The organism is Mesorhizobium sp. M0615 (assembly GCF_040320805.1).
GTDB lineage: Bacteria > Pseudomonadota > Alphaproteobacteria > Rhizobiales > Rhizobiaceae > Mesorhizobium.
The window spans coordinates 25681-51253 of the sequence record NZ_JAMYQI010000024.1 but is presented as its reverse complement, the minus strand read 5'-3'; the positions used below and the strand labels follow the sequence as shown (position 1 = coordinate 51253).

25 protein-coding genes, 1 tRNA gene and 3 pseudogenes are annotated in these 25573 nt (G+C 59.3%); 10 read left to right on the top strand and 19 right to left on the bottom strand.

Annotated elements, in window-relative coordinates:
- The first annotated feature begins 7 nt into the window (after window positions 1-7).
- From trbL to NKI46_RS28960, 5 genes are read left to right on the top strand one after another with little or no spacing between them, the layout of a single operon-like run.
- Window positions 8-1330, top strand: a complete 1323-nt coding sequence (gene trbL, locus NKI46_RS28980) for a P-type conjugative transfer protein TrbL (protein WP_023753803.1) — start codon at window positions 8-10, stop codon at window positions 1328-1330.
- On the top strand, window positions 1331-2062 hold the full coding sequence (trbF, locus tag NKI46_RS28975) for a conjugal transfer protein TrbF (RefSeq protein ID WP_023724108.1): 732 nt from the start codon (window positions 1331-1333) through the stop codon (window positions 2060-2062).
- Window positions 2052-3080, top strand: a complete 1029-nt coding sequence (gene trbG / locus NKI46_RS28970) for a P-type conjugative transfer protein TrbG (protein WP_031244469.1) — start codon at window positions 2052-2054, stop codon at window positions 3078-3080. Before trbF ends, trbG begins: the two co-directional genes overlap by 11 nt.
- A gap of 10 nt (window positions 3081-3090) precedes the next feature.
- Window positions 3091-4308 carry a TraB/TrbI/VirB10 family type IV secretion system protein gene (locus NKI46_RS28965; protein WP_352749249.1) on the top strand — a complete coding sequence of 406 codons (1218 nt, stop codon included), beginning with the start codon at window positions 3091-3093 and terminating at the stop codon, window positions 4306-4308.
- Between the two features lie 13 nt (window positions 4309-4321).
- A complete protein-coding gene (locus NKI46_RS28960; RefSeq protein WP_023708012.1) occupies window positions 4322-4600 on the top strand; it encodes a DUF2274 domain-containing protein in 279 nt (92 codons plus the stop codon).
- A gap of 105 nt (window positions 4601-4705) precedes the next feature.
- On the opposite strand, the pseudogene NKI46_RS28955 reads toward NKI46_RS28960, so the two are convergent.
- The 6 genes and pseudogenes from NKI46_RS28955 to NKI46_RS28930 all read right to left on the bottom strand — a co-directional run.
- Window positions 4706-4816: pseudogene (locus NKI46_RS28955) on the bottom strand (MucR family transcriptional regulator); the annotation flags it as partial.
- Between the two features lie 363 nt (window positions 4817-5179).
- Complete coding sequence (locus NKI46_RS28950; RefSeq protein WP_352749246.1) at window positions 5180-5674, bottom strand: hypothetical protein; 495 nt, start codon at window positions 5672-5674, stop codon at window positions 5180-5182.
- A gap of 44 nt (window positions 5675-5718) precedes the next feature.
- Window positions 5719-6762: a hypothetical protein gene (locus NKI46_RS28945; RefSeq protein WP_352749244.1), complete on the bottom strand. Its 1044-nt coding sequence runs from the start codon at window positions 6760-6762 to the stop codon at window positions 5719-5721.
- A gap of 217 nt (window positions 6763-6979) precedes the next feature.
- Window positions 6980-7381, bottom strand: a complete 402-nt coding sequence (locus tag NKI46_RS28940) for a ubiquitination-like system serine protease family protein (RefSeq protein ID WP_023708009.1) — start codon at window positions 7379-7381, stop codon at window positions 6980-6982.
- Window positions 7378-8571 carry a DUF6791 domain-containing protein gene (locus NKI46_RS28935; RefSeq protein WP_084779709.1) on the bottom strand — a complete coding sequence of 398 codons (1194 nt, stop codon included), beginning with the start codon at window positions 8569-8571 and terminating at the stop codon, window positions 7378-7380. Before NKI46_RS28935 ends, NKI46_RS28940 begins: the two co-directional genes overlap by 4 nt.
- Window positions 8546-8800, bottom strand: coding sequence for a multiubiquitin domain-containing protein (locus tag NKI46_RS28930; RefSeq protein WP_023708007.1), 255 nt, complete (start codon window positions 8798-8800; stop codon window positions 8546-8548). The genes NKI46_RS28935 and NKI46_RS28930 overlap by 26 nt, the downstream gene beginning before the upstream one ends.
- Window positions 8801-8902: 102 nt before the next feature.
- Here NKI46_RS28930 and NKI46_RS28925 point away from each other — a divergent pair, with 102 nt between their 5' ends.
- Together NKI46_RS28925 and NKI46_RS28920 are read left to right on the top strand one after the other, a co-directional pair.
- On the top strand, window positions 8903-9274 hold the full coding sequence (locus tag NKI46_RS28925; RefSeq protein ID WP_023753808.1) for a hypothetical protein: 372 nt from the start codon (window positions 8903-8905) through the stop codon (window positions 9272-9274).
- 1 nt (window position 9275) lies between these two features.
- Window positions 9276-10424, top strand: coding sequence for an ImmA/IrrE family metallo-endopeptidase (locus NKI46_RS28920; RefSeq protein ID WP_023753809.1), 1149 nt, complete (start codon window positions 9276-9278; stop codon window positions 10422-10424).
- A gap of 168 nt (window positions 10425-10592) precedes the next feature.
- On the opposite strand, the gene NKI46_RS28915 is transcribed toward NKI46_RS28920, so the two are convergent.
- Window positions 10593-10919: a DUF1294 domain-containing protein gene (locus NKI46_RS28915; RefSeq protein ID WP_023753810.1), complete on the bottom strand. Its 327-nt coding sequence runs from the start codon at window positions 10917-10919 to the stop codon at window positions 10593-10595.
- Window positions 10920-11220: 301 nt separating this feature from the next.
- Window positions 11221-11370, bottom strand: a pseudogene (locus NKI46_RS28910) (sigma factor-like helix-turn-helix DNA-binding protein); the annotation flags it as partial.
- Window positions 11371-11487: 117 nt separating this feature from the next.
- Here NKI46_RS28910 and NKI46_RS28905 point away from each other — a divergent pair.
- A pseudogene (locus NKI46_RS28905) lies at window positions 11488-12003 on the top strand (IS30 family transposase); the annotation flags it as partial.
- 131 nt (window positions 12004-12134) lie between these two features.
- Here the strand turns inward: NKI46_RS28905 and NKI46_RS28900 are convergent.
- Window positions 12135-15740 (bottom strand): YobI family P-loop NTPase, encoded by a 3606-nt coding sequence (locus tag NKI46_RS28900; protein ID WP_502896848.1) that lies wholly within the window; start codon window positions 15738-15740, stop codon window positions 12135-12137.
- 571 nt (window positions 15741-16311) lie between these two features.
- On the opposite strand from NKI46_RS28900, the gene NKI46_RS28895 reads away from it, so the two are divergent.
- Window positions 16312-16608: a helix-turn-helix transcriptional regulator gene (locus tag NKI46_RS28895; RefSeq protein ID WP_023707989.1), complete on the top strand. Its 297-nt coding sequence runs from the start codon at window positions 16312-16314 to the stop codon at window positions 16606-16608.
- 12 nt (window positions 16609-16620) lie between these two features.
- Window positions 16621-17931, top strand: coding sequence for a type II toxin-antitoxin system HipA family toxin (locus tag NKI46_RS28890; protein ID WP_031196150.1), 1311 nt, complete (start codon window positions 16621-16623; stop codon window positions 17929-17931).
- Between the two features lie 228 nt (window positions 17932-18159).
- Here NKI46_RS28890 and NKI46_RS28885 read toward each other — a convergent pair whose 3' ends face one another.
- From NKI46_RS28885 to murA, 10 genes are all read right to left on the bottom strand, one after another.
- Window positions 18160-19506: a tyrosine-type recombinase/integrase gene (locus NKI46_RS28885; RefSeq protein ID WP_023707987.1), complete on the bottom strand. Its 1347-nt coding sequence runs from the start codon at window positions 19504-19506 to the stop codon at window positions 18160-18162.
- Between the two features lie 212 nt (window positions 19507-19718).
- A tRNA-Phe gene (locus tag NKI46_RS28880) sits at window positions 19719-19794 on the bottom strand.
- A 214-nt stretch (window positions 19795-20008) separates the two neighbouring features.
- On the bottom strand, window positions 20009-20200 hold the full coding sequence (yacG, locus tag NKI46_RS28875) for a DNA gyrase inhibitor YacG (RefSeq protein ID WP_023669280.1): 192 nt from the start codon (window positions 20198-20200) through the stop codon (window positions 20009-20011).
- Window positions 20197-20823 carry a Maf-like protein gene (locus tag NKI46_RS28870; protein ID WP_023681911.1) on the bottom strand — a complete coding sequence of 209 codons (627 nt, stop codon included), beginning with the start codon at window positions 20821-20823 and terminating at the stop codon, window positions 20197-20199. Before NKI46_RS28870 ends, yacG begins: the two co-directional genes overlap by 4 nt.
- A gap of 19 nt (window positions 20824-20842) precedes the next feature.
- A complete protein-coding gene (infA, locus tag NKI46_RS28865) occupies window positions 20843-21061 on the bottom strand; it encodes a translation initiation factor IF-1 (RefSeq protein ID WP_006200926.1) in 219 nt (72 codons plus the stop codon).
- A gap of 185 nt (window positions 21062-21246) precedes the next feature.
- A complete protein-coding gene (locus NKI46_RS28860; RefSeq protein WP_081725519.1) occupies window positions 21247-21711 on the bottom strand; it encodes an arsenate-mycothiol transferase ArsC in 465 nt (154 codons plus the stop codon).
- Window positions 21699-22184, bottom strand: a complete 486-nt coding sequence (locus NKI46_RS28855; protein ID WP_023669283.1) for a UPF0262 family protein — start codon at window positions 22182-22184, stop codon at window positions 21699-21701. Before NKI46_RS28855 ends, NKI46_RS28860 begins: the two co-directional genes overlap by 13 nt.
- A gap of 6 nt (window positions 22185-22190) precedes the next feature.
- On the bottom strand, window positions 22191-23483 hold the full coding sequence (gene hisD / locus NKI46_RS28850) for a histidinol dehydrogenase (RefSeq protein WP_023692405.1): 1293 nt from the start codon (window positions 23481-23483) through the stop codon (window positions 22191-22193).
- 134 nt (window positions 23484-23617) lie between these two features.
- Window positions 23618-24052 carry a DUF2948 family protein gene (locus tag NKI46_RS28845; protein WP_023692404.1) on the bottom strand — a complete coding sequence of 145 codons (435 nt, stop codon included), beginning with the start codon at window positions 24050-24052 and terminating at the stop codon, window positions 23618-23620.
- Between the two features lie 167 nt (window positions 24053-24219).
- Entirely contained in the window at window positions 24220-25512 is a 1293-nt protein-coding gene (gene murA, locus NKI46_RS28840) for a UDP-N-acetylglucosamine 1-carboxyvinyltransferase (protein WP_023692403.1), read from the bottom strand.
- Window positions 25513-25573: the final 61 nt, after the last annotated feature.

Below are 25573 nucleotides of genomic sequence, written 5' to 3'. Positions count from 1 at the left end.
CGGCGACATGAACGACCTCGGAGTCATCGATCGCTTCATGGAGACCTTTACCCGCTACATTGACAGTGGGTTCGGTCTGCTTTCGGGCGACGTCGCCTTTCTCACCACCATTCTGATCGGCATTGACATCACGCTCGCGGGCTTGGTCTGGGCGTTCGGCGGCGAGCCCAACATTCTTGGCCGGCTTATTCGCAAAGTGCTCTATGTCGGCGCCTTCGCCTTCGTCCTGAACAATTTCAAGAACCTCGCCGACATAATTTACCGCTCCTTTGCCGGTCTCGGCATCAACGCATCGGCCGGCAACCTGTCCGCCGACAGTCTCCTGCGGCCAGGCCGCATTGCCGCGGCCGGCTTCGAGGGCGCCTGGCCGCTCCTCAATCAAGCGAGCCAGCTAGTAGGCTTCCCCGAGATCTTCGGTAACGCGCTCACCATCTTCGTGCTGCTTCTGGCCTGGTTCCTGGTCCTCATCGCCTTCTTCATTCTTTCCATCCAGCTCTTCATCACCATCCTCGAGTTCAAGCTCACCACGCTGGCCGGCTTCGTCCTGGTGCCCTTCGCGCTCTGGAACCGCTCGGCGTTTCTGGCCGAGCGCGTGCTCGGCAATGTGATTTCGTCGGGCATCAAGGTGATGGTGCTTGCCGTCATCGTCGGCATCGGCTCCACGCTCTTTGGCGAGTTCGCTTCCGCCCTGCAGGGCCAGGAGCCGGACCTGGCGGCGGCCATGTCTCAGGTACTGGGTGCGCTGGCGCTGCTTGGGCTCGGCATTTTCGGCCCCGGGATTGCCTCGGGTCTTGTTTCCGGCGCGCCGCAGCTTGGCGCCGGCGCGGCACTTGGAACAACGGCGGCCGCAGCTGGATCAACGCTCGTTGCCGGAGGCGCTGCGTTTGCCGGCGCGCGCATGGCAACAGGCGGCGGCCTCGCCGCAGTCCGTGCCGGCGCCGCCATGGGGTCCGCTGCCACCGTCGCTTGGCAGACGGGGCGCGCGACATCGCCCGAGTCCGGGCTGTCCGGGGTAGCTGCTGGGCTGCATGGGGTTGCGAGTGCCGCTAGCGGCGCCGCGATGCGGGGAATGCGATCCGCAGCAGAACCATTCCGCCGTAGTGCCGACGCCGGTCGCGATGCCGGCTGGACCGCGACCGGCGGCATGCCGACCGCGTCAAAGACAGGAACCTCGCCCGCTGCAGCCTCTGACCCCGCGCCGGTCTGGGCAAGGCGTCTGCGTTCCGAACAGACCGCACGCGCCCATCGCAATGCTGCCACGCAGGCGGTGCGCGATGGAGATCGGGGCGGAAGCGGCGCCAATCCCTCCCTCAATGACAAGGAAGACTAGATGCTCTTCAAGCGACCCGTTCAGCGTTATGGAAAGACGCCCGAACCCGTAACACCCTACCAGAAGGCCAGCCAACTCTGGGATGAGCGCATCGGCACGGCGCGCGTCCAGGCCAAGAACTGGCGCTTCATGGCCTTTGGCTGCCTGGCTCTGACGACGGGGCTTTCCGGTGGGCTTCTGTGGCAGTCGATGCAGGGCCGCGTCGTGCCTTATGTCGTCGAGGTCGACCGCTTTGGCGAGGCGCACGCGGTCGCGCCGGCAGTCCAAAACTACCAGCCCGACGATGCCCAGATCGCCTGGCATCTCAGCCGCTTCATCCAGAATGTTCGTTCGGTTTCCACCGATGCGGTTCTGGTGCGGCAGAATTGGCTGTCGGCCTACGACTTTGCCACCGACAGAGCGGCGCTCTTCCTCAACGAATATGCCAAGGCGAACGACCCTTTCGGCCAAATCGGCACGCGCAGCGTGTCAGTGCAGGTGACCAGCGTGGTCAGGGCTTCCGACAGCTCGTTCCAGGTCAAATGGACCGAGCAGGTGTTCGAGCGCGGCAGCCTCGCCAGCACGACGCGCTGGATCGGGATCCTCACCATCCTCATCCGCCCGCCTAGGACAACCGAGCAGCTGCGCAAGAACCCGCTCGGCGTCTTCATCAACGCCATCGACTGGTCGCGCGAGCTCGACAGCGCCGCGCCAACCCCCGTTTCCCCTAAGGAGCCCGCCAATGACAAATAGAGCCCCATTGCTTCGTGCTGCCTTGATCCTGTCGGCGTCTGCTGCGGTTCTTTCGGCCTGTGCCTCGAAGCCAGTGCCGCCGCCTCAGATTTCCTATGACCACGAGGACTTCAAACCAGCCGCGATCGAGAAGGCGCCGGAGAAGCCGGTCAAGGTCGTGGAAGTGCCGAAACCGTTACCGTTGCCTGGTCAGTTGATGCCCGCACCCGGCAAGCCCGCCCCAGATAAGCGCTCGCCGGAAGAACAGGTCGCCGATGCCAACAAGGCGGCGACGCAACAACCCACCAAGTTTGGCTATGTCAATGCGGTGCAGGTTTACCCCTTTGCCGACGGCGCGCTCTACCAGCTCTACGCCGCGCCGGAGCGCGTCACCGATATCTCATTGCAGCGGGGCGAGAAGCTGACCTCGGTCTCAGCCGGCGATACGGTCCGTTGGGTGATCGGTGACACCGTTAGTGGCTCAGGCGATGACCAGCGCACTCATGTGTTGGTGAAGCCATTCGCGCCGGGGCTTGCCACCAATCTGGTCATCACGACGGACAGGCGATCCTATCACCTGCAGCTTCAAAGCACTGAGAAAACTGCCATGGCGGCGCTCTCCTGGACTTACAGCGAAGACCAACTCGTGGCGCTTCGGCGGCGCAACGCTCAGGCAGAGGCTGAAATGCCCGCGGCCTCGAACGTAGCACTCGAAAACATCCGCTTCCGCTATTCGATCACCGGCGACACGCCGCCGTGGAGACCGACGCGCGCCTTCGATGATGGCAGCAAGGTCTACATAGAGCTCCCGAAGCGCATCGATCAGGGCGAGGCGCCACCGCTCTTCATCGTCGGTGCTGACGGGGACAACCAGCTCGTCAACTATCGGATGCACGGCAACTACTACATCGTCGATCGCCTCTTTGCTGCGGCCGAGCTAAGGCTGGGCACCAAACAGCAGCAGGTGGTGCGCATTACGAGAACCGACGGTCGGCAACCGCCGCGGCGGGTTTCGCTGTTTTCGCGTTTTGGCAGGTGAGGGGAGGCTCATGACCGATACTTCCCATCCGAATGCTCCGCCGAAGCTCAATCCCGAACAGCTGCAGCTGCGAGCCTCGCCCCGCCGAGCGGTGCGGTTCAGGCGCGGCATAATCGTCGCGATCGCTGCTGTTGGTTCCGGCGCCGTTTTTGGCGTCACGATGATGGCGCTGCAGGGGCCTGCGTTGCGCCTGAAGCAGCAGGCCGAAGAGCTTTACAGCACCGACCGCAAGCCGACCGCCGAGGGACTCGAAGCGCTGCCTAAAGACTATTCCGGGATTAAGCCAAAGGCTCCGGTGCTTGGACCGCCGCTGCCCGGGGATCTCGGCCGTCCTATTCTCGAGCACCAGCGCCAGCTTGGCATCGCGCCCGGGCAAGACGTTTCCGCCGAGGCGCAGCGGCTTGCACAACAAGCCATTGAAGCGCGCGAGTCGCAAGTCCTGTTCCGCATCGAAAACCGACTCCAGCAAACGGAAGCTCTTAGCAATGGGCAGGGCGGACGTTCACCTTTCGAGACGGCGCCTCAGCAGCCAGATACCGAAGGCACGCGAGCTTCCGTCGCGCCGGCCGAGGGCGACCAGAACAACCAACAGCGCAAGCTCGATTTTATCGATCAACGGAACACCGGCGGGATCTACAATCCGCATGCGCTGCAGACGCCGGCTTCGCCCTATCAGATCATGGCCGGCAGCGTGATTGCGGCAAGCCTGATCACCGGCATCAATTCCGACTTGCCCGGCCTCGTCGTCGCGCAGGTTACCGAGAATGTGCGCGACAGCGTCACCGGCAGCATCCTGCTCATCCCGCAGGGCTCACGGCTGTTCGGCACCTACGATAGCGTTGTAGCCTTTGGCCAAAGGCGCGCTCTGTTGGTGTGGCAACGCATTGTGATGCCGGACGGCTCATCGATCGAAATCGACAATCTGCCCGTGACCGACGCGGCCGGCTATGCCGGGCTCGAGGACAAGGTGGATTTCCATACTTGGCAGCTGATCAAGGGCATCGCCGTGGCCACATTGCTGGGGGTTGGTACCGAGTTGACCTTTGGGGAAAACGAAAGCGACTTAGTCAAGGCGATTCGTGAATCCACCCAGCAGAACGTCAGCCAAGCCGGCCAACGGATCACTGAAAAGAACCTGAACGTCCAACCCACGATCACCGTCCGCCCTGGTTGGCCGTTGCGCGTCATCGTGCACAAGGACCTCGTGTTGCGGCCATACACGGGGTGAACAGGAGGACTTCATGGCTAACCTAAAACTCGGAAAACTTCCGGACCGGACACCTTCGAAGATCACCATCACCGTTGCCGCCGACTTGAGCCAAGCACTCAACGACTATGCCGCACTTTACCGTGAGACCTATGGCGAGTCCGAAACGGTGGCGGAACTGATCCCCTTTATGCTGGTCGGGTTCCTGGAAGGCGATCGGGCGTTTGCCAAGGCCAGAAAGGAAGGTCTGCCGGGCGCCGGCGCGTCTGAGAAACCAAGAAGGCAATCATCTTCCACACTGGACAAAGGTTAGCGCTTAGTGTCGTTTTGGAGCAGCTAGGTTCTTGATCCTGACCGCGTTGCCGCCGGTCCCAGCGAGCGTTTCGCACAATTTGAGATCAGGCTTTCGCTTTACGCTTTAGGAAGGTTTCTTGGCCGGAGCGGCCTTCCTTCCCAAACCTAACGATTTTGCCAGCGCTGATCGGGCGGCCGAATAGTTCGGAGCGACCATGGGATAGTCCTTCGCCAGGCACCTTATCTCGGTGTCCACGAAACCGGCAGCAGGCCATGATTTTCTATGCATTTCCCGAGGCGCTACGTGGGGAGTCGCGCAAGACCATGGAGGGATTGGCCGCCGAGGCGACGGAGGATGAACGGGTAGACCATATAGTAGTCTTTGCCCGTTGTACGGACCGCTGGGACGTTCCATACGAAGCAGTGCTTCTGGTTCGTCGTCCCCCAAGGAGACGCGGCAGATAGCGCAAGCGCTTAGCCTAACACCCGATCCTGACGCAACCTCTGCGCCGACAGTCGACGCATTGCCTGGGTCTGCTCTGCTTGCCTCGCTCCCCATTGCCCACCAAACGTGGGGGCAGGTTTCCGCGCGGCTTGCCTAGCGATCGGACTCGGCCGCGAGCTTCCACGCCCCATCGTCCGCCATCTGCTCGGACAGCCGCTGCATCACGCAGATCACTTCGACAAGGCGCACGCCGTCGATCCGGCGCATGTGCATCGTCGGACGCCGGACTGCGATCAGCTTCTGCATGTCATGGTCGAATTCGGTCTTGTCGACGAATACATAGCCGAACACTTCATCCCAGTTTTTCGTGCTCTGGATGATCCCCGACAGTTCACCCAGTTCGGTAAAATTGACTAGCGGTGCGACCGCTTCACCGCGCGCCATCGCCACCTTGCGAATCTCCTTCGCCTTGCCGATCAGGTTCGACGCGCGCAGCTTGAACCAGTCCGGTCCGAAGCGCTCTTCGAGCTTGCGCTCGACATAAGCGCGCAGTTCTTGCTCGAACCGCCCGACCAACACATAGGCATCCTTGCTGGTGCCGCGTGACCGCACGGTCATCGATACTTCGCCAAGCGTCACGACCGCCACGGCATTGGCTTCCGAGCGAAGCCCGACGGTCAGCCCGCTCTCGATCATGATCTCGAGCGCCATGCCAGGCTGGGCGACAACCAGCCCTTCATCGACTTCGGCCTCGCGATACATGCGCTTGCGCACACGCCCGTCGCGCCAGAATTTTCCGGCAGATCGACGCGCGTGCGCCACTCGCCGAAGAGCGAATGATAGGCGTCGATCTGGAAATGGCTGCGCCGGTCGAATACTTCGCCAATGCCGGCGAGCGCCGACATCTTGAGTTGGGTCGCCGCGAAATCGGCTTCGAACCGGGCGGTCAGCCCAAGCATTGCGCTCATCTTGGCCTGATCGATCGCGGCCGAACCGACGAAGTTCTTAGCGATCGCGTCGCGCATGTCGCCGACAGCCGTGCCAAGGCCCCCGCCGAGCAGCTTGGTGATATCGGGGGTATCGATCCTGCCGAGCGTGCTCGCCCATTGCGAGGTCTTGGCGATGTCACCGAACGGTCCGGCAAGCGAGGCGAATAGCGATTTCTGGACAGCACGCTGCTGCTCTTCGAGCTGCTTGATCGCCGATCCGATGCCGCCGAGCGGTCGCATTGCCTCTTCGAATGTCCGCTGCGCCTGGCTGACGGTGCTCGCCAACAACGGGTCGATCTTGAGCGGCTGCACGCCCTGGATCGCCGCAATCACCTTGGGATCAATCGACGGCATGATTGCGCCGATCAAGGCAAGCTTGGCATGGTCGATTGCCAATGGCTGGATCGCATTGAGTTTCGCGGCCAGCGCCGTGGATGGTTCGAGTAGAGTGCGCATCGCTTCCATGCGCACGATCTCGGCCGCTCCAAAGGCCGGGCTAAGCCCGAGCGCTACCTGCTGCGCAGGCGAATTGGCGTAATCGCGGGCCAGCTTTGCCGCAGGGGAAAAGTAAAGCTCCCGCGCCATTTTGACCGACGGCGATTCCAGATACTCGCGGGCGAGGCGCTCGGTCGCGCGCTCACGCGCGCCGCGTGCGATCTCTTCGGCAGCCGTCAGCGGCTCGCCGCGCGCAATTTTCGAGAGCTTGTCGCCGGGGAGCTTGCCGCTAGCACTGTCGTCGTCATCCATCGCCACCGCCTGTTCGCTCGCACTTCGATCGGCGGCCGCGCGCTGCCTTGTCTATATACATTCGCTCGCGTCCTGTCACACGTCGCCGCGATCAAAAGGTGAGCGCCGGTCTGCTACACGGCCCAACAGCACCCTCTCGAGAAGGGGTACATGGCGTCTGTCGAGCGCATCCTGCCCAAAGTTCTAAACCACGCCTGATGGCCGTGCCGAAGTCGGCCTAGCGCCTTCCGAGGAGCCAGCGCAGAACATTCCGGACCCGTTGCCAGAATGTGACGACGTGCATTTTCTCGATATGCTGCTCGTCCCGCGCGCGACTTGCCTGAACCTCGCGGTCGGACATCGGGGGTAGCCAAATGATGCGCCCACCTTCGATCAGATAGTGCGAACGACAGGCGAGCTCCCGGTTGCCGACCGAGGGCGATATTGTGAACGACCTTGCGTTTTGCATGAGCTGCCAACCTGCCGGCTTGATCGGCAGGACGACTCTCGATCCGCATCCGCAGGCGCAAAGGTGAACCGAAGACCGAAACTCATCGCTATAGTAGAATTTACCCGGCGTGACCTCGTCGGGAAATCGCTCGCAGGGAACCAAGTCTAAAGCATCCGTTCGGTGGATCATGCCAGTGTCTCTCGGAAAATCTTCAGGCGGTCCAAATTCATCAGCAAATTATAGCCGGGGTCGGTGTCGGCATAATAACCGAACCTCTTCTTAAACAGCATGACCGCGATGGCGGCATTGAGGGCGTTGAGCTCCGCGATCTGGATGTTCGTTTGATATTCATGGTCGGCGTCGTCGACCATCGGCAGGATGGATGCGGCGAGCACGGCCGATCGGGTGTCGTCGTCGACGAGCGTCGCGCGGACCCTGCCGTTGAGGGGTCCATCGGTTCGCGTCAGTCCCATTCCGACGTCGATGAACGGTTTGCCGAGGCCATTCAGAAGCTCGACGACCTTCGCACGACTGTTGCCCTTGTCGACACAAAGGAAGACGAAGTCGCAGTCCTGAATTGCACCCGGCATGTCTTGGCTCACGCGGATAGCCTGGCCTGTCACGCCCGTTCGAAAACTTGAATATCGCTCGACGTAAAGATCGACCTTGTTCTTTTTGAAATCCTCAAATCGAGTCGTTCCGGGCGATCTGTACGAGTTTTTAACCACGTATTCGTCGTCGTCGAAGAGCTTCAACCCTTTGACCGGGCTCTTTGATAGGAAATCGAGCACATAGGAGCCCGTACCGCCGAGGCCGACGATGCCGACATTTACATGGGAAATCCGGCGATTGAGTTCGTGGAGCTCGGCGTGGGAGGAATGCGTGTCAGGAAAGTTGAAAGGACTTTGGATGTCGGCGCCGAAATCGACGTCGAGAAACAACTGATCCGCTTCCGGAAATTTGTACACCGCCGGCCCCGAGATCACTTGATAATATTGCTCGAATTTCTCGAATAGGGACCCATAGTCGCGCATCTGGCCCGGTGCATTCGCGATCTTATGAGAATAATAATAGCTCGAATAATTATCGTCGAAAATCAGCGTCCTGTTCTCGCCGCCTCCAAGAATGCTGAGGAGCGATTGGCCATCGAGCCCGCACGGATCCTCCCCGAGAAAGTACATCTGGTGATTGGCCGGTATGCCTATCTCTGTTTCATTCGTGAGGTTCAACGGGTCTGCGATAAACCCGCGACGAAGCTCGCCCCGGCAGTTCAGATAAGGAACGGCCATGACGAGATAATTTGCACGAATGGCGAAGTGGCGCCCCTTGACTTCAAGGCGCGCCAGGCTTCCATCAGGAGCGACCAGTGGGGAAGACATCGAAGCGCATATCCTTCTTCACCTTGATGCTCCCACCGAAGGGAAGAACGTCATCCGGCTTGTCGGGATTGGGGCCTCGCTCATAGGTGACTGAGTACCCGCGCACCTCTTCGCCAACAACGCCGTAGGCAATCTTCACCAAGTCGGCATGGGAGATTTCCCCTTTTGACACGTGATGTGGTTGGGTGTTGACGAAAATTTCGACGGTGTCTGCATTGGGATTTGCCATTTTCAATCCTTTCGTATGTGCGCCTGCGAATGTCCGGAGCAAAATCCCTTGGTCCCGGCTCTTCTGCGTGTTATTCCCACTTCTGGGAACGCTGATTCTTATATGGCACGGCGCGAGGTCGAGCGCAAGAATCGTCCCACATTCGGGAACTATTTTGTGCTGGAGTCGCGATTAGCCATGAAGCTGATGGGGATATCGAGGTTGCACGAACTTGCCCGTCGTGCCCGTGACGGCCTTGATGGAGCCGTACAGGCCTTGGTTGCTGAGCTCGAGGCAGGGTCGTGGCGCTCGATGGCTGACATCGCTGAGTTCTACCCGTTAGCCGTCATTGACGGCATCACGGTCCGAATCCAACTCAACGGTGACTATCGGGTCGATCTCCTCGCTGACTGCGGGGCGCAGATGGTTCTCATTGAATATGCGGGCGCGACTAGAGTGGGGCGCGCGCCACAGATAAAACAGGGAGCAAGGTGACATGACGGTTCGACCTATACGCACGAACGAGGACCACCAATCGGCACTCAAGCGTGCCGCGGCGCTGTTCGGGCATAACAGCCCAAAGGATCGCGACGAGCTCGAAGTGCTGCAAGCCGTCATCGAACGATGGGAGCGATCACAGCATCCCGTCGAGGTAGCCACGCCTGCTGAGGCGATCAAGTTTCGCATGGCACAGACAGGACTGTCACAACGTGATCTGATCCCATATCTCGGAAGTAAATCGCGGGTATCCGAGATACTCAACGGCCAGAGACAACCAACGGTTGACCAAATCAGAGCACTGCACCAGCACTTGGGCGTTCCAGTGACTTCGCTGATAGGGTCGTTCAAACACGAGCCTGCTACGGGTAACTCGAGCACCTCAATTGCAGCGGAGGGGAAGCTCCGGAAGCTTGGCGTAATGAAAGAGAAAGAGAATTTTGCTGACTTTCTATCGCGCTCGAAAGCTTCTACTCCGGCAGTCGCTATGTTGCGCAAGACCAGAACTGAAAGAACCAACGCCAAGACGGATTTTTCGGCGCTTGAGGCATGGTGTGCGACCGTCTTGTCGCTTGCAGAAAAGATCTCTATCAAGAAGAATAAGATAAAAGATCCACAGATGTCGGCAAGAAAACTTGCTATGGTTAGCACATTTCCTGACTGGAGTGCTCACGTCGTAACAGAACTTAATCATATGGGGATAATATTTGTAATATTGGAACACCTTCCGGGAACGTTTCTTGACGGCGCGGCGATGTGCCGTGGCGATGGCGTTCCGGTGCTGGCGCTGACCCTTCGCCACGATCGTTTGGACAATTTTTGGTTTACGCTGTTGCATGAATTTGCCCACGTGGTCTGCCACTTGGGTCCTGATCGACAGGTCATTTTGGATGATCTGGATGTGGCGAGTTCGGAAACCATAGAAGCGGAGGCGGACTCGTTTGCGCGCAACGCTCTTATACCTCCTGCCATATGGAAGCGGATCGACAAGGACAGCAGCACTGAGGAAGTATTGGAGGCGGCGCAGAAAGCTGGCGTGCATCCTGCGATCTCCGCCGGCCGCTGGCGGTTCGAGCATTCGGACTATCGTCGCTTTTCCAAGCTGATCGGTCGAGGTGAGGTTAAAACCGCTCTTATGCCGGCCTGAGCCTCAATGTCGCTTTGAGGCGCAAAAGCTGCCAACGCGGTGCCAGTGCCTGCTTTCAGGCAGCGGCAGGCAACGTCGTTGCGGCCAAGACGGCGTCACCAGCGGAATGGCACCTTTCTGCTGGTTCGCACCAGCACCGGACCGTCTGCTCTCGACCCCGAATTCGCCTCAGAATGCGAGGAATTGCGAGAGCGTTTCGCGCGATCCCGGAAAGAGCAATCCCACTTCAATCGCGATTGCCGCGAGGACTTGGAGCAGGAGGATGCGAGCGAGCCTGGAGCGGAACGGCTCCTTGCGCGTCTTGTGCCGGATCGTTTTTTGCGCGATCACAGTTCCGATGCTGCCGCCAATGATGGCGAGTGTAAGAAGCGTCGACTCTGAAATGCGTTGGGAACCGTTCTTGGCCATAGCCTTATCGAACGCCATGAAGGCGTACGCCAGCAAGTTTACCGCGAGAACGTAGCCGATGACCCCGATTGCAAACTGCTCAGGCATGCGCTCCTCACCTTCGGGCCAGTATAACCTAAGCCCGTTAAACCAACGGATGGCAACGGGTCCATCTAAATGGGGTATCTGAAACGTCGTCATGGTGACCCGAAGGGCGACTTTCGCCAACACTATCAGGTTGCGGGAGCTGGTGAAATGATAGCATCTATCTCATCATGCGATGCAATTTCTGTGGATAACGGAACCGAACCACCGGTATGATTTTGGATTGGGTAATTTTGTGGGTACGGATCGATATCCACACTGATATTATCCGATTGAAATCAAATACATAGCTTACAGTTCGATTCCGCTCTGGAACCTTGAACTTCGGTTCCACCTCGTCCACCCGCAGGTATTTGCGCACCGTATTCCGAGACAGGCCCGTCCTACGGCTAATCTCTCGGATCGATAGATGTTCTCGATAATGCCAGCGTCGGATCACGCTCAATAATGCCATGTCGATCACTCCGTAATCCCCGCTGAAAAAACGCAGGGTAAGGGTCAAACATGGGTCAATTCTCGGTGGAAATATCCTGGGTTGCCGGGTCAGTTCTCAGTGGCAATCAACAGGCAAGGACAAATCCTCGATATGGTCTCCATCCGCGAGCGTCCCGCCGAGGCCGAGGATCGCGCCATCCCAGGCCATTGGGAAGGTGATCTGCTCGCTGGCGCAAACGACACCAACATCGTCACCCTCGTCGAACGGCACAGCCGGTTCACGATGCTTGTGAAGTTGGCGAGAAGGGACTCGGCGACCGTGGTGGCCGCTCTCGCGCAGAAGATCGGCTCATTGCCCGAGGAGTTGCGGCGCTCCTTGACCTGGGACCAAGGCAAGGAGATGGCTCGTCACAAGAGCTTCACCGTCGCAACCGATCTACAGGTCTACTTCTGCGATCCGCGCAGTCCTTGGCAGCGCGGCAGCAACGAGAACACCAACGGCCTGCTCAGACAGTACTTCCCAAGAACCACCAACCTATCCCTCGTCTCGCAGGATCAACTCGACGCCGTCGCTCGGAAGCTTAATCAGCGACCTCGAAAAACCCTGGACTTCGAGACCCCGGCCGATAGGTTGCAGAGGGTGTTGCGATGACAAGTTGAACTCACCGCCCAATCTCGGCCGTTCGCTGCACTCCTACTTCATCCTAAGAGCTGCCGTTCGTTCGCGGGCTGCGTTGGACGCGCGCAGAAGCGCATCACCTCGTCAATCTTTGTCCACATAACTTAGGAGCTGGTGTCACGGCGGTAGAGGTTGATACGAATCGCATCACCAAAGAACGTTTCGCCCCAGGACGAAATGATGTTGCGCTCATCGAGCCACTTCACAAATTCAACGTTGATGTCTGTTTTGTCGATCCTCGGGCTATGATAGCCGGTCTTGATCTCGGAGAATGGTTCCGGGAGGGCGGCGAGGATCTCGCGTACATCACCGTCGCCCAAGACTTTCTGGCACTTGTTGAACAATGAAATCTGGACCGGGATCGGTGCCGAGTTCAGGATGACCGCGCGCGCGGCTTCGACACCCAGAGCGCTCACGTCCGCCCCAGTCCTCTCCAAGATCGCGCCCACTTTGCCCGCCCGAGATTGCAGGCCACCGAGCAAGGTGAGATCCATTGACCGGATGATCGCCAGTTTACGGGCGTCACCGATATTCTCGCCTAGGAGCAACTCACGGAAATCGTCTTCGAGGGCGAACGTCGCCTCGTCTTGTAAATATGCATCAATGTTTTCGACCACGAATAGGACTCGGAGGTCAATTTGCTCTCTAAGCGCGTCCACATTCTCTTTCGTAAAATTGACCCTCGCTTTCTCGATCAGTACCCGCAATTTACCAGGGCCAAGATTACTCGGAAATTTAATGAAGGTCCTCGGTAGCCTTTGGACATAGATTCGATACGTTGCGTCTTGCAGGGCGTCGTCGTTGATCAGGAACTGGCGCAGGGCGGCTGCCTTATCGTCGGAGGGAATAGCCTGCTGCGGAAGTGCCGCCAGCGCTGCCTTCGTCTCCAGAAAACCGGTTAAAGTTGCCGCATCGAAGGCCTCGCTGCCCATGAAGGCGAGGCAATTCTCCCAGGAAGGCTCAATTCTGCTCAACTGGAAAACGAGTGAGTGAAAACGGACTGGCACATCGCCGAGGGAAGAGATGGTAGCCGACTGCCTTTCGAGGAACGCACTCAGATCGTCAAAATCGGCATCCTCTCGACCGATAATGGACAGAATGGTGGCCACGCTCTCGCGCGAATTGTCCTCAAGCCGCAGGAGTACGTTCTTGAGATAGTCAACGAAGCCGCGCTCGATCCTTAAACTCAGAACCGCATTACCGATTCCGGTGACCGTCGTGTAATTCCGGGTGCGCAAGGGCTCGAGATCGTCAACTCCTAGAACAGTTTGGAAAATGAACTCTAGGTTCTCAACGGAGAGCGTGTAGGAACCCTCTTCAAAAAGGAAGCGAGCAATTCCAGGAAAACCTTCTATACTTCTGAGGTCTTCCAGCTCGATCCCAAGGGGCTTTAGACGAGACGGGTCGATGTTGGTCCCGAGCGCGAGAATCTGAGCCAGCTTTTCGGAGACGAATGGCGAAATCTCGGGATATGCGGCCGGCAGCGCTTTGAGGGCCGGCTCAGGCAAATGCGCGATTATCTGACCAACATGGGGGAGATGCCCGGGATTGGCAAGGACAGCCGGAATGAAGCCTGGCCACCCGGCTCGCAGTCCTGCAACCAACTTGGGCACTTCTTTTCCCGCTGCGTAGTAACTAGTGAAGAAGGCGCCGCAATCCTCGAAATCAGAAGCCAAATACTCAAACATCTTCGCCCCTTGGTCCGCATACGCGGCGTCGTCACCCAGCAGGCAATCGACGATCTTGACGTTGAGGACGTAGTGCTGACGGAAATCCTCGCCACGCATCGCCGCCACGACTTCCTTCGCATTGTCGATCAGGAAGTTGGGGTCCGGGTTTATGAATCCGCGTATCTGAATGAGAAATTTGTTGTCGTTGGGCGACAGTCGACCCGAATGGAACAGCGATGTATACTGGTAGTAGGTGTCGTCGATATAGCCTTCCATCACTAGAAAGCGAGGCAGCTCGCCATTTTCGCCGAACGCGCCAAAAAGATCGCTCATTTCTTTTACATTCAGTCGAATAACCTCATTGAATTTAGCGGAGCGCAGAGCGGCGATCTTCTCCCGCAGCGCTCGCCGCCTTCTAGAGGTAGAGCTCCTAGCCTCAGCAGTCCGCTGCTCAACCTCTTCCTTGCGCTGCGCAAACGTCCTCAGACTATCGACCTCGGACTGCAAGCTCGAGATGTTGATGGTCTGGTGATACCCGTTGAGATTACGATAGGTAATAGTTTGGCTACTGATGATCTGGTCGAAATTTTCACTTCTCGCGAGTGTGCTAATCTCAATCTGGGTCTGTCCATTCTGACCGATGTGGGACGCCTGAGCAGGTAGTTTCTCAAACAACGCCATCGCATAAATTCGGCGGAGATCGAGCAGATCGGCTGGAATTTGCCGTTCGGCAACGTCGGCCTCATGCTCGATGCGCTCAATAGCGGCCTTATATTCTGCCTCACCGCGAGCGATAAACTCATCATGCTTGCCAAGGATCTGCGCGAGATTGCCCTTGCCACGATGAAGGCTCTCAAAGTCACTCGGGAATACATTCTTATATATCAGAACCGCTAGGAGTTTGTTTGCGTCCAGCACATTGTCGCCATCAGTCTCCAGATTAGCGACATAGATGGCATACTCATTGAAAATGTTTTGTATGAGCCTCAGGTCGTTCAGATATCGCGAAACTTCACGCAGAAACTGGCGATCAAGTCGACTGTCCAGCGAAAGCCGCTTCCCCTGCTCCAGGACTTTATCGATCGAGTTCGAGCTGTTGATGACTGGTATGACGGGGATGATGAACTCAAAGAACTTCGTTCTGTCCGTGTTGGCGAACATGTCATCGCGTAATGCGTAAAGGAAGCGTATTGTCCGCTTCACGCCAGCATTCGCATTTACGAGGCTATTTATCTCGCGGAGAGTAATGAATATCTCGGAATTGTTGAACCTGTCGAGATCTTCGATAATGACGAGAACATACTTCGTTGACTGAAAGAAGTATATAATCTCGTCCAAATGCCGATTAAGAATCGATTCTTGGCTGACCGCCACAGGTGTGATCTCAATATCTTTTAGAGAAATACTCTTGAGAGACAGGCCGAAGCTGACCTTGTAGAATTGGTAGACCGTCAGCCAGAGGAACGATGCTCCCACGGCAAACCACAGAAAAGTGGGCCAGTTACTTATCGAAAGAGGCAGGAAGAAGCTGCCATTGATGACGTCATCGCGTTTTTGGAAAAGATGCCAACAGGCCACGACGCCAAGGATCACGTACAGAGAAAGCAAGATCGACCATCTACTGGGCGACCTAATTCGCTTAAATCGCGAGAGCGGCAGCTGGTTCGCATCCGCGCCATAGAGCATCTGTTGAAGGATGCTTCTCTCGATCTCCTGTTTGCTCACAGCGCCACCGGAGGCGGTTGCCTCAGGAAGGAACGCGGCGAGCGATATCTGCAGAATTGGATGCCGGTATTTTTTTAGGAAGGCCCTGATGATGCTGCTTTTTCCCGAGCCATAAGGCCCGGTCAAAGCGATGTTCGAAACTCTGGGATTGCTCGTCGCGTACAGGAGCGCATCGGAATATACTCCTGCCTCGTCTGCCTTCTCGGTTGGCGCAAGATCGATAAACTTTGATTGTACATCGACCGCGTCGTTCGAGCGGCAAAGCAAGTTAAGGATTCTAGCGATGATTTCCCGCAAGCTATTTCGAAGTCCCATAAACAGAAGCGTTAGCGCTTCAACGCTTAGCATGCGCACAAGTATGGCCAAAGCCGATTTAGAACATGGGTGGGGGACGTCCGAATATGAGTGATGTCGGCGATTCCTTCGAGAGCCGAAAAGGCGGACGAGCTGGTCGTCAGTCCGGGTGCAAGCTCAACCTCGTGGTCAAACCAGGGCCAGCTGCCGCTGCCCAACTGATGGATAGATGGTCACGAAACCTGGGTCTATGCGCGGGGCCGGCTGAGGCGAGACCTGCAGTCCGACACCAAGCGGGCGGGATGCCGAACTGACCGCTCATCGCCAAGTCTTACCAAGACCTGACAGTCTGGTCCCGGCCAACAACGTCGTTCCAGTTCTCGACCAGCGCGCGGTCATTCTCGATGGTACCCTGTCGAACGTCTGATCGCACATGCGATAGTGTTTGCGTGGCGCAATGAGTTATATAAGTTTGTATATGGAGATCGCCCATATGGGAACATATATAGCGAAAATTGATATAGCAGCGCATATTGACACCTGTAATATACGAACCTATATCAAGCTAGATTATACAGAAACCGTATACGCCATGAAGATCAGAACAGCTCGCGACATTGGTATGCTGATCAAGGAGGCCCGCACCCGGCGCGGCCTGTCACAGGCTGCCTTGGCCAAGATGATCAACACCACGCAGACGTGGGTGTCGTGGATCGAGAACGGCAAGCCCAGCGCCGAGATCGGCAACGTGCTGCTGGCGCTGACCACGCTTGGTGTGGAGCTGGACTTTCAGATCCCGCCGGCGCCGACGTCGGCTGCTAATCATCATCATAATGCCGAAGAACGGCATGTCGACGATGACGACGACGAGATTCCCTACAAGCTCTAGGTGACGATGATCATGGTGAACCCGATCGACACCCTCGGCGTCTATATCGCTGGCAGACCAGTTGGGGGGCTCCACCACCTGCAGGGCGGTAAGCTTTCGTTCTCCTACCACGAGGCATGGATGGAGGGCCGGGTGGCGATCCCGCTCTCCCTGTCAATGCCGACGATCACCAGGACATACGAGGGCAAGGTCGTCGAGGCATTCCTCTGGGGCCTGCTGCCGGATAATGAGCAGACCCTCGCCAGATGGGCCCAGAGATTCCAGGTCTCCGCCCGAAACCCGTTTGCCCTGCTCAAGAACGTCGGCCGCGACTGCGCGGGCGCCGTCCAGTTCCTTCCGCGTGACGATCAGGTTTCCCGCGGCGAGAACGTGGAGTTGCTCACCGAGGCGCAGATCGGCGACCGCCTGCGCGACCTGCGCAAGGATGGTGCAGCGACCCGGCGAATCGGCGATCCTGGTCAGTTCAGTCTCGCTGGTGCGCAGGCAAAGACGGCGTTCTATTTCGATAAGGGCAGCAATCGCTGGGGGATCCCTCTAGGCGACACGCCCACGACACACATCTTCAAGCCGCCTTTGCCGCACTTGCACGGGCATACCGAGAACGAGCATTTCTGCCTGCAGCTTGCATCCAAGCTCGGCATGGATGCTGCACATAGCCAGGTTCTCGACTTCGCAGGCGAAAAGGCGATCGTTATCGAGCGCTACGACCGCCGCAACATCGAGGGCAAGACCATCCGCATCCATCAGGAGGACATGTGCCAGGCCCTGTCGGTGATGCCGACGCTCAAGTACGAGAACCAGGGTGGGCCAGGTATCACGACGATCTCCAGAAAGGTGCTGTCGGCCTCCCTCGACCCCGTCCAAGACCGTCAGATCTTCATGGCCGCGAACGTCTTCAACTGGATCATCGCCGGCACGGACGCGCATGCAAAGAACTACTCGATGCTGCTCGGTGCCCAGGGCGAGGCCCGCCTAGCTCCGCTCTACGACATCTCCTCCATTCTGCCGCACCTCGGGGGAGAGATCCAATCTGAGATGCGCGACCTTAAACTGGCGATGAAGATCGACAGAGTCTATCCCATCGAGGAGATCATGCCGCGCCACTGGGGGCGCTGTGCGTCCTCAGCAAAGGTTGGCAGCGAGTACACGGTGCGGACAATCCGCCATCAGCTCGCGGTGATGCCCGACATGGCATCGGAGTGCGCCCAAGAGCTTCGCCAGGAGGGGATCATCCATGAGATCGTTGGTCGCCTCGTCGACGCGATCGCGACGCGCATCAAGGGCTTGTCCCGGATCTATGGAGAGGAAGGTTGTGGAGGTTAAAGTCGGGGGGGGATAGCGGATCCACGGACTAATGCCGGCGAAAGGACGGACCGCACACTGCCCACGGAATTCTCGCTCTAATAGCGCCCCGGCTCCGGGCCGGGTAGATGGCCGGTTTCGGAACCGGCCATCGGCAGCTTGAATGTCGGAAATGGGGTCGGCTGCAGAACGGCAGCTTCCCGCCGAACGCGGTCCAACTTTCTCTCCAGGAAATCTGAAAATGCGGGCCTACGATTTGGCGTTGAGTTGTGGCGTTTTTCGACGGTCAGTATGATTCCGGCGGTTGGAGATTTGTATCGGCGTTTGATGAACGGCCGCTGTTGGGTTCAAAGTGGATGGTCGCGTTGGTGTGTGGACAGCAGGCTTGCGGCGTCCCTCGATTGAGATCACCCGCAGGTTTTTGCTCTTGAGTTCATCCAGATAATCGGCCCACCACTGCATCATCTTGACGCGCTCGTCCCAATGCTCTGCCCGGGCGTAGGCGCGCCGAACGTCGTTGTTCTCAATGTGGGCCAGCTGCCGCTCTATCGCGTCCGGATGCCACTTGCCGCATTCGTTCAGCAGAGTTGATGCCGTTGCTCGAAAACCATGCGCGGTTGCTTCTTCCTTGCCGTAACCCATACGGCGCAGCGCGGCGTTAAGCGTGTTATCGGAAATCGGACGCGAAGCCGATCGAACACTAGGAAACAGCAGCGATCCACCACCAGAGATCTCTCTCAGTGAAGTCAGGACGCTGATCGCCTGCCTTGATAGGGGTATGCGGTGCGGCCGTCGCATTTTCATGCGTGCCTCAGGGATGGTCCATACCGAGCTTTCAAAATCGAACTCTTCCCATTCAGCGGAGCGAAGCTCGCCGGGGCGGGGAAACATCAGCGCCATCAGCTTCAGACCAGCTCGGGTTGTAGGCTGTCCGTCAAATGCATAGATTGCCCTCAGCAAACCGCCCAAGGCCTTCGGATCAGTGATCGCGGCGCGAGGCGTTACAGTCGGACTGATGAGTGCGCCTCTGAGGGCGAAGGTCGGATCTGTCTCGGCGCGTGCCGTCGCGATTGCGTATCGAAACACGCTGCCGATGGTGGAGCGCAGTCGCCTGGCCGACTCGTATCGACCGCGAACCTCGACGCGACGGAGGGCGGTAAGGATGGTGGCCGTATCGATCTCCCGAATGCACTTGTCGCCGATTATCGGATAGGCAAAATCGAGCAGCCATTTGACCTTGCTGATCGTCCGGTCGGCACGTCCCTCCTTCTTTAGCTTGTCGACATATTCGTCCGCGATTGAGCGAAAGGAGTCCTTTGCCGAATCGGCCTTCCGCAAGCTGCGTTCCTTTCCAGGGTCGACGCCAGCTAGCAGGAGCCTTTTAGCATTATCGCGCGCCTCCCGTGCCTCGGCGAGAGAGATAAGGGGATAGCTGCCCAGCGCGAGCAGTTTCTGCTTGCCCTCAAAGCGGTAGGCGAGCCGCCAGAGGCGAGAGCCCGTAGGCTGTACCCACAGCTGCAGCCCGCCCCCGTCAGATAATTTCACGAGTTTGGAAGCGGGGCGGGCGCTTCGACATTTCACGTCGGAGAGGGGCATTCGTCAGGTCTCCCTTGGCTGTTTCGATACCATCAGGATGTCGAATACCAACGGAAATACCATCCCCCCGCCTCGTTGGACCAAATGCGCCTGAAGCGTTCCCTGTCCCGCTTAATTGCGTCATGCGACTGCAAAAGATCAACAATTCCAGTCGCTTGCAGAAACTCCAGCGTAGAAACTTCGGCGAAAGGGAGTGTCGGGAGAAGAGCGGATGGTGCCCAGAGGCGGATTCGAACCACCGACACGCGGATTTTCAGTCCGCTGCTCTACCAACTGAGCTATCTGGGCCTCGCCGGCAAACGAGACATCGCCTGACCGGATTTCAGGAAAGCGCCGTGGGGCACCCCTTGAAAGCGCGTGGGTTATAGCACGGGAATCCGGCCTGTCCAGCGCCTAAGCGCTGATTTTCCGGGGCAATTGTCGCAGACAATACCGACGCCGGCAAAGCAGCAATTGCGTAAGGTCGGCGAAGTGGAATTGCGCGGCCGGCACCGCCCAAACCCTACTTCGGCTCGTCGCTCTCGTCCTCGTCATCCCGCGCGGTGATGACATAGGCGCCCTTCAGCCAGCGGTTGAGGTCGATGTCCTTGCAGCGCTTCGAGCAGAACGGATAGGTCTCGCGCGCCGACGGCTTGCCGCATTCGGGGCAGGGGCGCTTCGGGCGCAGTGGTGTGACCTTATCGTCCAGGCTCATGGCCGCGCGGTATGCCAGCTGGTGTGGACCTTGAAGCCTTCGCCCGAAAGCAGCGCCACCGTCTCGTAGAGCGGCAGGCCGACGATGTTGGTGTAGGAGCCGACCAGCTTGACGACGAACGACCCGGCGAGACCCTGGACGGCATAGCCGCCGGCCTTGCCGCGCCATTCGCCGGAGGCGACATAGGCGTCGATCTCCTCGCGCGGAAGCCGCTTGAAGCGTACCCTGGATTCAACCAGCCTTTGGCGCAGCTTGCCGCCCGGCGTAATCAGGCAGATGCCGGAATAGACCCGGTGCGAACGGCCCGAAAGCAGTCCAAGGCAATTGGCGGCGTCGTCCAGCGTCTCGGCCTTGGGCAGGATGCGGCGTCCGACCGCGACCACCGTATCGGCGGCCAGCACGAAACTTGGCGCATAGTCTTCCTCGCTTTTCAGCGAGGCCAGCGCCTTCTCGGCCTTTTCCTTCGACAGCCGCTTGGCCAGCGAGCGCGGATGTTCGGCGCGCAGCGGCGTTTCGTCGACATCGGCTGGCAGCACGCGGTCCGGCTCGATGCCGGCCTGTTGCAACAGTTCGATCCGGCGCGGCGAACCAGAGGCAAGCACGAGCTTCTGCAGGATGCTCATCGCGGTTCGCGCCGGACTGTTACTTGAAACGGTAGGTGATGCGGCCCTTGGTCAGGTCATAGGGCGTCATCTCGACCAGGACCTTGTCGCCGGTCAGCACACGGATGCGGTTCTTGCGCATGCGGCCAGCCGTATGGGCGATGATCTCGTGTTCGTTTTCGAGCTTCACCCGGAACATCGCGTTGGGCAACAATTCCGTCACGACACCCGGAAACTCGAGGACTTCTTCCTTCGGCATTCGATACCTTTGCTTGGATTGCAGTTCCGGCGCCCTGGAGCGCCCAGGCCGGAATTTCGGCGGAACCTATATGATAATCGTGCGCTTGTGAACACGCTTAGATCGCGTCATATGCGACGCGCTCCAAGCTTTCGTTTTATGCATGTCGTTGTCTCAAAACCGGGACCGCTTTTGAGCGACATGCATCAATCCGCCGCGTTTTTTACCTCCGGAAGCAGAAAACGTCGGCTGATGCGCGCTTTCAGCCGTTCTCTCACGTCGCGATAGCTGGCCATGATCTGCTCGCGCCTGCCGCCGACATCGGTCGGATCCGGCATCGGCCAGTATTCGACGTCGACGGCAAGCGAGCGGGTGAGTTCGAGCGCGGCGTGGTGGGCTTCCGGCGCCAGGGTGACGATCAGGTCGAAATAATCGTCCTCGAGATCGTCCATCGAGCGCGGCTGGCGCTCGCCCAGCGTCAGGCCTTCTTCGGCCAGCACCGCGTCGACGAACGGATCGCGCTCGCCCCTGTGCACGCCGGCAGAGGCGACGAAAGTGGCCGGCGGCAGCATGCGCCGCGCCAGCTGCTCGGCCATCGGTGAGCGCACGGCGTTCATGCCGCACAAAAACAGGATCGAGCGGGGCGCCCCAGTCAGGTCTAACCCCGCCAGTGCAGCACGCAGACCAGCGTGAACAGCCGCCGCGCCGTGTCGAAGTCGATGTCGATCTTGCCGGCCAGCCGGTCCATCAACGTCTGCGAGCCTTCATTGTGCAGGCCGCGCCGGCCCATGTCGATCGCCTCGATATGGCTCGGCGTCGAGGAGCGGATGGCGTCGTAATAGCTTTCGCAGATCAGGTAATAGTCCTTGACGATGCGCCTGAGCGGCGTCAGCGACAGGATATGGGTGACGACATCAGCACCATCCTCTCGGGCGACCGCAAACACCAGCCGGGATTCGGCCAGCGACAGCTTCAGCCGATAAGGCCCGGCGCCGTCATCATTGACCGGCTGAAAGCTGTTCTCCTCGATCAGGTCGAAGATCGCCACCGCGCGCTCATGTTCGACATCGGGCGTCGAACGGCCGATCGACTCGTCGAGCTCGACATCGATCAGCCTTGCGCGGGTTTGATCGCCGTCCGCCATCGCCGCCTACATGTTCAGCCGGATGGCGACGGAGCGGCCATGCGCGTCGAGGCCTTCCGCCTTGGCCAGCGCAATCGCCGCCGGCGCAAGTGCTCTCAGCTGCTCCGGCCCGAGCTTCAGGATCGAGGTGCGCTTGACGAAATCGAGCACCGACAGGCCCGAAGAGAAGCGCGCCGAACGCGCCGTCGGCAGCACGTGGTTGGAGCCGCCGACATAGTCGCCGATGACTTCGGGCGTATGGCGTCCCAGAAACACAGCGCCCGCATTGCGCATCCTGGCCAGGAAGCCCTCGGCATCGTCGATGGCGAGTTCCACATGTTCGGCGGCGATGCGGTCGACCAGCGGCAGCGCGGCCTCGATGGTCTCCACCAGGATCACCGCGCCGAAATCGCGCCAGCTGGCAGCCGCCGTCTCGGCGCGCGGCAGGCTCAGCAATTGGCGCTCGACCGCCTGTTCGACTGCTTTTCCGAACGCAGGATCGTTGGTGATCAGGATCGATTGCGCCGACACGTCGTGCTCGGCCTGCGCCAGAAGATCGGCGGCGATCCAGTCGGGATCGTTGCTGCCGTCGGCCACCACCAGCACTTCAGACGGTCCGGCGATCATGTCGATGCCGACCGTGCCGAAGACCTGGCGCTTGGCGGCGGCGACATAGGCATTGCCGGGCCCGACGATCTTGGCGACCGGCCGGATCGTCTCGGTGCCATAGGCAAGGGCGGCAATCGCCTGCGCGCCGCCGACGCGGTAAATCTCTGAAGCGCCTGATATATCGGCGGCCACCAGCACCAGCGGATTGATGATGCCGCCCGGCGCCGGCACGACGATGACGATGCGCTCGACGCCCGCCACCCTGGCCGGCACGGCGTTCATCAGCACCGAGCTTGGATAGCTTGCCGTGCCGCCCGGCACATAGAGCCCGACCGCCTCGATCGCCGTCCAGCGCGAACCCAACTCGACCCCGGCGGCATCGGTATAGCGATCGTCCTTGGGCATTTGTCGCTCGTGATGGGATCGGATGCGGTCACGGGCAAATTTCAGCGCCTCGACCGTCTGCGGATCGGCGTCTTTGTAGGCCTGCGCGATGTCGTCCTTCGACACGGCAATGCCGAGGCTATTGAGGTCGGCCTTGTCGAATTTCAGCGTGTAGTCGACCAGGGCAGCGTCGCCCTCGGCACGAACCCGCGCAATGATGGCGCGCACGGCAGTGTCGACGTCCTCCGATACCTCCCGCTTGGTGGTCAGGAAGGCGGCGAAACGCTGCGCGAAACCGGCATCGGATTGGATAAGCGTAATGGCCATCGGCTGCGTCTAGATCATGGTGAGATTTGCTTGAAATCTCATCATGATCTAGCCCTTTGTTGGAGCATGATCTCTGGACAAACGATTCCCGTTTTGTCCAACAAAAACCGGCACCCACTTTTTGGGATCATGCTCTAGACCCTGTGCACCGGACGCGAGGTGGCTTCCCAGGCGCCGCCTATGTCGGCAAGCCGTGCCTCGATGCATTCGACGTCGAGCATGATCGCGCCGCCGCCGGAAAAGACCAACTCGACGATGCCGGCCGGCTTGCTGATTTCGATAAAGCTGATTGCCAGCAGCGACAGCACCTCGGCCGGCCGATCGCGGGCAATGCCGCTGGTCTTGGCGCCGAGCACGCGGTCGAAATGCAACACCGCCTGGCGCCGCTCATTGTGCTGGCTGAACAGTCCGGATTTCGCCTCCCAGACGAAGCGGTTCATGGTCAATATGAAACGCTTGGCCGAAGGCAGGTATTCGAGGTCCGAGACCTTCATCACGGCGTCCTGGACGTGGGCCGAGACGATGCTCAGATCCTGATCGTCGAGCGCAATGAGTTTGAGGGCTGCCATGCCGAATGCACACCTGAAAGTTGGTTTCAGCCTTTTGTTAGGCGGTCTTTCCGGTCCGTGCAACCGCGACACAAATTCAACCCGAGGCTAGCGCCTCGGGTTTGAAGTGTTGGCGGTGAATGGAGGCAGCACCAGACGCCTGTCTGTCTGAAGCAACTGCCGTGCGGTCAAGCCGAAATCCGCTCGATCACCGCGCCGCAATTGGAGAGCTTTTCTTCCAGCCGCTCGAAACCGCGGTCGAGGTGGTAGACGCGGTTGACCGTCGTTTCGCCTTCGGCCGCCAGACCGGCAATGACCAGCGACACCGAGGCGCGCAGATCGGTCGCCATGACGGGTGCGCCCTTCAGCTTGGCGACGCCGTCGACGATCGCCGTTTGGCCGGACAGCGTGATGTGGGCGCCGAGCCGGGCCAGTTCCTGCACATGCATGAAGCGGTTTTCAAAGATGGTCTCGGTGATGCGCGACTTGCCTTTGGCCATGGTCATCAGGCCCATGAACTGCGCCTGCAGATCGGTCGGGAAGGCCGGGAACGGCGCCGTCGTTACGTCGACCGGCGAAATGCCGGCACCGTTGCGCCGGACGCGAATGCCGGAATTGGTCGGCGTGATCTCGGTACCGGTCTGGGCAATCACATCCAACGCGGTCTGCAGCAGCTCGGGGCGGGCGCCTTCGAGCACGACATCGCCGCCGGTCATGGCCACAGCCATGGCATAGGTGCCGGTCTCGATGCGGTCGGGGATGACGCGCACGCGCGCGCCCGACAGCGACTCGACGCCATCGATGGTGATAACAGGCGTGCCGGCGCCGGAAATTTTGGCGCCCATGGCGTTGAGGCATTCGGCGAGGTTGACGATTTCGGGCTCGCAGGCGGCGTTTTCCAGCACCGTCTCACCCTTGGCCAGCGCCGCCGCCATCATCAGCACATGGGTGGCGCCGACGGAGACTTTCGGGAACACATAGCGATTGCCGACAAGGCGGCCGTTCCTGGTCTTGGCCAGCACATAACCAGTGTCGACATCGATGTCGGCGCCCAGCGCCTGCAAGCCCTCGAGGAACAGGTCGACCGGGCGCGTGCCGATGGCGCAACCGCCCGGCAGCGACACTTTGGCCTCGCCCATGCGGGCCAGCAGCGGGCCGATCACCCAGAACGACGCCCGCATCTTCGACACCAGCTCGTAGGGCGCGGTCGTGTCGACGATGTTTCGGGCCGAGAAGTTGATGGTGCGCGAATAGCCCTCATTCTGCTTCTCGCGGCGGCCGTTGACCGAATAGTCGACGCCGTGATTGCCGAGAATGCGGATCAGCTGCTCTACATCGGCCAGATGCGGCACGTTTTCCAGCGTCAGAGTGTCGTCGGTGAGCAGCGAGGCGATCATCAGCGGCAAGGCAGCGTTTTTCGCGCCCGAAATCGGAATGCTTCCGGCGAGCTTGTTGCCGCCGACAATTCTGATGCGATCCATGAGAGAATGTCCCCTCGGCCCGATAGGCCGGTTTTCGTCAGTTTGCGTATCGGCCCGTCTA